The organism is Pseudidiomarina marina (assembly GCF_003987045.1).
Taxonomy (GTDB): domain Bacteria; phylum Pseudomonadota; class Gammaproteobacteria; order Enterobacterales; family Alteromonadaceae; genus Pseudidiomarina; species Pseudidiomarina marina.
In genome coordinates, this window is sequence record NZ_PIPZ01000007.1 from 1 (window position 1) to 5,438 (window position 5,438).

Consider the following 5,438-nt stretch of genomic DNA (forward strand, 5'->3'; position numbering starts at 1 on the left):
TCTTTAACAATATACCAAGCCAAGCAAACTGTGTGGGCACTTACCGGATTCAGGCAGAGAAAGCATCTTCGGATGCACAAAAGGTCTTTAAATAGACCACCTGACTGATTGGAAAAGTGCTTAACAAATTAGATTTATTAAGTCATTGATTCAATGGGTCGATTAAACACTTTAAACTGAAGAGTTTGATCATGGCTCAGATTGAACGCTGGCGGCAGGCCTAACACATGCAAGTCGAGCGGCAGCGGGGAGTAGCTTGCTACTCTGCCGGCGAGCGGCGGACGGGTGAGTAATGCTTGGGAACTTGCCTTTAGGAGGGGGATAACCACGGGAAACTGTGGCTAATACCGCATAATGTCTACGGACCAAAGCAGGGGATCTTCGGACCTTGCACCTAGAGATAGGCCCAAGTGAGATTAGCTAGTTGGTGGGGTAAAGGCCCACCAAGGCGACGATCTCTAGCTGTTCTGAGAGGATGATCAGCCACACTGGGACTGAGACACGGCCCAGACTCCTACGGGAGGCAGCAGTGGGGAATATTGCACAATGGGGGAAACCCTGATGCAGCCATGCCGCGTGTGTGAAGAAGGCCTTCGGGTTGTAAAGCACTTTCAGTGGTGAGGAAGGATGTAAGATTAATACTCTTGCATATTGACGTTAGCCACAGAAGAAGCACCGGCTAACTCCGTGCCAGCAGCCGCGGTAATACGGAGGGTGCAAGCGTTAATCGGAATTACTGGGCGTAAAGCGTACGTAGGCGGCTTGTTAAGCAAGATGTGAAAGCCCCGGGCTCAACCTGGGAATGGCATTTTGAACTGGCAGGCTCGAGTTCTGAAGAGGGTGGTAGAATTTCCTGTGTAGCGGTGAAATGCGTAGATATAGGAAGGAATACCGGTGGCGAAGGCGGCCACCTGGTCAGAAACTGACGCTGAGGTACGAAAGCGTGGGGAGCAAACAGGATTAGATACCCTGGTAGTCCACGCCGTAAACGATGTCAACTAGTTGTTCGTTTCATAAACGAAGTGAGTAACGCAGCTAACGCACTAAGTTGACCGCCTGGGGAGTACGGCCGCAAGGTTAAAACTCAAATGAATTGACGGGGGCCCGCACAAGCGGTGGAGCATGTGGTTTAATTCGATGCAACGCGAAGAACCTTACCATCCCTTGACATCCAGTGAATTATCTAGAGATAGATGAGTGCCTTCGGGAACACTGAGACAGGTGCTGCATGGCTGTCGTCAGCTCGTGTTGTGAGATGTTGGGTTAAGTCCCGCAACGAGCGCAACCCTTATCCTTAGTTGCCAGCGCGTAATGGCGGGAACTCTGGGGAGACTGCCGGTGATAAACCGGAGGAAGGTGGGGACGACGTCAAGTCATCATGGCCCTTACGGGATGGGCTACACACGTGCTACAATGGCGCGTACAATGGGAAGCTAACTCGCGAGAGTGTGCGGATCTCAAAAAGCGCGTCGTAGTCCGGATTGGAGTCTGCAACTCGACTCCATGAAGTCGGAATCGCTAGTAATCGTGGATCAGAATGCCACGGTGAATACGTTCCCGGGCCTTGTACACACCGCCCGTCACACCATGGGAGTGGGCTGCACCAGAAGTAGATAGCTTAACCTTCGGGAGGGCGTTTACCACGGTGTGGTTCATGACTGGGGTGAAGTCGTAACAAGGTAGCCGTAGGGGAACCTGCGGCTGGATCACCTCCTTATGAAAAAGCCTTGAAGAAGTTAAGTGCTCACACAGATTGCCTGGTTTGGTAGATGTAACGGATAGAAACTGGGTCTGTAGCTCAGCTCGATAGAGTGCACCTGCCCTGCATAAGCGGGTGAGGTCGTACCGACCGCGAAACGGGGCCATAGCTCAGCTGGGAGAGCGCCTGCCTTGCACGCAGGAGGTCAGCGGTTCGATCCCGCTTGGCTCCACCACTTCAACGTTATGCTGCGTTGGAAAGCCACTCACATACTGATGTATGCTTCGCGGCTTCCCGCCTTGCCTAACATTGAAGCAAGCTTCTGGCTTGGTTTTTCGAATAACGAATAACCAATCACGAATAACGGTTTTTATCCAAGGTTAGCGATAAACGTTCTTACGAGAATAGTTATCAGTAACCTCATGTTACGACGCTCTTTAACAATATGAACAAGCTGATTGTAATAAAGTAATGAAATGCCACTCTACTTGAAACACCATTTTGGTAGAGGCGTATCGAACTTGTGTACAGCATAGAGAACAGCCCATGCGATTCGAATAAACATTTTCGGGTTGTATGGTTAAGTGACTAAGCGTAGACGGTGGATGCCTAGGCAGTTGGAGGCGATGAAGGACGTACTAACTTGCGATAAGCCATGATGAGGCAGTAAGAGCCGTTATAGTCATGGATTTCCGAATGGGGAAACCCACTGAGCTTGCTCAGTATCCTTAGGTGAATACATAGCCTAAGGAAGCGAACCCGGAGAACTGAAACATCTAAGTACCCGGAGGAAAAGAAATCAACCGAGATTTCCCTAGTAGCGGCGAGCGAACGGGAAGTAGCCCTTAAGCAATCATCGTTTTAGTGGAACAAGCTGGAAAGCTTGACGATACAGGGTGATAGTCCCGTACACGACGAGGCAATGATTGTGAAAACGAGTAGGTCGGGACACGTGTTATCTTGACTGAATATGGGGGGACCATCCTCCAAGGCTAAATACTCCCAACTGACCGATAGTGAACCAGTACCGTGAGGGAAAGGCGAAAAGAACCCCGGCGAGGGGAGTGAAATAGAACCTGAAACCGTCTACGTACAAGCAGTAGGAGCCCTTCGGGGTGACTGCGTACCTTTTGTATAATGGGTCAGCGACTTATATTTTGTAGCAAGGTTAACCGTATAGGGGAGCCGTAGGGAAACCGAGTCTTAACTGGGCGCTTGAGTTGCAAGGTATAGACCCGAAACCGGGCGATCTATCCATGAGCAGGTTGAAGATTGAGTAACATCAATTGGAGGACCGAACCCACATCTGTTGAAAAAGATGGGGATGACTTGTGGATCGGAGTGAAAGGCTAATCAAGCCCGGAGATAGCTGGTTCTCCCCGAAATCTATTTAGGTAGAGCCTCGGACGAATACCACTGGGGGTAGAGCACTGTTTGGGCTAGGGGGTCATCCCGACTTACCAACCCCATGCAAACTCCGAATACCAGTGAGTACTATCCGGGAGACACACGGCGGGTGCTAACGTCCGTCGTGAAGAGGGAAACAACCCAGACCGCCAGCTAAGGTCCCGAAGTCATGGCTAAGTGGGAAACGATGTGGGAAGGCTCAGACAGCTAGGAGGTTGGCTTAGAAGCAGCCATCCTTTAAAGAAAGCGTAATAGCTCACTAGTCGAGTCGGCCTGCGCGGAAGATGTAACGGGGCTAAGCCATGCACCGAAGCTGCGGCAGCACACTTGTGTGCTGGGTAGGGGAGCGTTCTGTAAGCCGTTGAAGGTGTGTTGAGAAGCATGCTGGAGGTATCAGAAGTGCGAATGCTGACATGAGTAACGATAATGCGGGTGAAAAACCCGCACGCCGGAAGACCAAGGTTTCCTATCCCATGCTAATCAGGGTAGGGTAAGTCGGCCCCTAAGGCGAGGCCGAGAGGCGTAGTCGATGGGAATCAGGTTAATATTCCTGAACCGACATGTACTGCGATGGGGGGACGGAGAAGGCTAGGCAAGCCGGGTGTTGGTTATCCCGGTGAAAGTATGTAGGTTGGTTGCTTAGGAAAATCCGGGCGACTAAGACTGAGATACGAGACGAGCATCTACGGATGCGAAGTTGTTGATGCCCTGCTTCCAGGAAAAGCCTCTAAGCTTCAGGTACATGTTGACCGTACCCGAAACCGACACAGGTGGTCAGGTAGAGAATACTAAGGCGCTTGAGAGAACTCGGGTGAAGGAACTAGGCAAAATAGTACCGTAACTTCGGGAGAAGGTACGCCAGAGCTAGTGAACCCCTTGCGGGGGGAGCTGGAGCTGGCCGCAGTGACCAGGTGGCTGGGACTGTTTATTAAAAACACAGCACTCTGCAAAATCGAAAGATGACGTATAGGGTGTGACACCTGCCCGGTGCCGGAAGGTTAATTGATGGGGTTAGCGTAAGCGAAGCTCTTGATCGAAGCCCCGGTAAACGGCGGCCGTAACTATAACGGTCCTAAGGTAGCGAAATTCCTTGTCGGGTAAGTTCCGACCTGCACGAATGGTGTAACCATGGCCACGCTGTCTCCACCCGAGACTCAGTGAAATTGAAATCGCCGTGAAGATGCGGTGTACCCGCGGCTAGACGGAAAGACCCCGTGAACCTTTACTATAGCTTGGCACTGAACATTGAACCTCCATGTGTAGGATAGGTGGGAGGCTATGAAGCGTTGGCGCTAGTTGACGTGGAGCCATCCTTGAAATACCACCCTTGTATGTTTGATGTTCTAACTTAGGTCCCTTATCGGGATCGAGGACAGTGCCTGGTGGGTAGTTTGACTGGGGCGGTCTCCTCCCAAAGAGTAACGGAGGAGCACGAAGGTTGGCTAAGTACGGTCGGACATCGTACGGTTAGTGTAATGGCACAAGCCAGCTTAACTGCGAGACAGACACGTCGAGCAGGTGCGAAAGCAGGTCATAGTGATCCGGTGGTTCTGAATGGAAGGGCCATCGCTCAACGGATAAAAGGTACTCCGGGGATAACAGGCTGATACCGCCCAAGAGTTCATATCGACGGCGGTGTTTGGCACCTCGATGTCGGCTCATCACATCCTGGGGCTGTAGTCGGTCCCAAGGGTATGGCTGTTCGCCATTTAAAGTGGTACGCGAGCTGGGTTTAGAACGTCGTGAGACAGTTCGGTCCCTATCTGCCGTGGGCGTTTGAGAGTTGAGAGGGGTTGCTCCTAGTACGAGAGGACCGGAGTGAACGAACCTCTGGTGTTCGGGTTGTCACGCCAGTGGCACTGCCCGGTAGCTATGTTCGGAATCGATAACCGCTGAAAGCATCTAAGCGGGAAGCGAGCCTCAAGATAAGCTCTCACTGACATGTAATTGTCCTGAAGGGTTGTTGGAGACTACAACGTTGATAGGCGGGGTGTGGAAGCGTAGTAATGCGTTGAGCTAACCCGTACTAATTGCCCGTGAGGCTTAACCATACAACACCGAAGGTGTTTAGGGCTAATGTAGCCCGGCGTTTGACGCCGGGGACGCAAGTTCGAGCTTCTATTAAAATACGTTCCTGTAGGGTGCGCATTCATACGAACAATCAGCGCGTTTATATTGTTTAACAGTTTTTGCCTGGCGGCCATAGCGAAGTGGAACCACCTGATCCATTCCGAACTCAGTAGTGAAACGCTTCAGCGCCGATGGTAGTGTGGGGCTTCCCCATGTGAGAGTAGGACACCGCCAGGCTTCAAATACGACGAGACCCCGAGCT

Annotated in this window: 1 tRNA gene and 3 rRNA genes; all 4 read left to right on the plus strand. The window is 51.6% G+C overall.

The features are described 5' to 3' along the window. Positions 1–173 precede the first annotated feature (173 nt). Positions 174–1,717: ribosomal RNA gene (locus CWI76_RS11540) — 16S ribosomal RNA — on the plus strand. Positions 1,718–1,858: 141 nt separating this feature from the next. Further along, positions 1,859–1,934 (plus strand) — tRNA-Ala (locus tag CWI76_RS11545). Positions 1,935–2,277: 343 nt separating this feature from the next. Next, positions 2,278–5,157, plus strand: a 23S ribosomal RNA gene (locus tag CWI76_RS11550). Between the two features lie 141 nt (positions 5,158–5,298). After that, a 5S ribosomal RNA gene (gene rrf, locus CWI76_RS11555) occupies positions 5,299–5,413 on the plus strand. The 16S, 23S and 5S rRNA genes sit together here with 1 tRNA gene alongside, the layout of an rRNA operon. Positions 5,414–5,438: the final 25 nt, after the last annotated feature.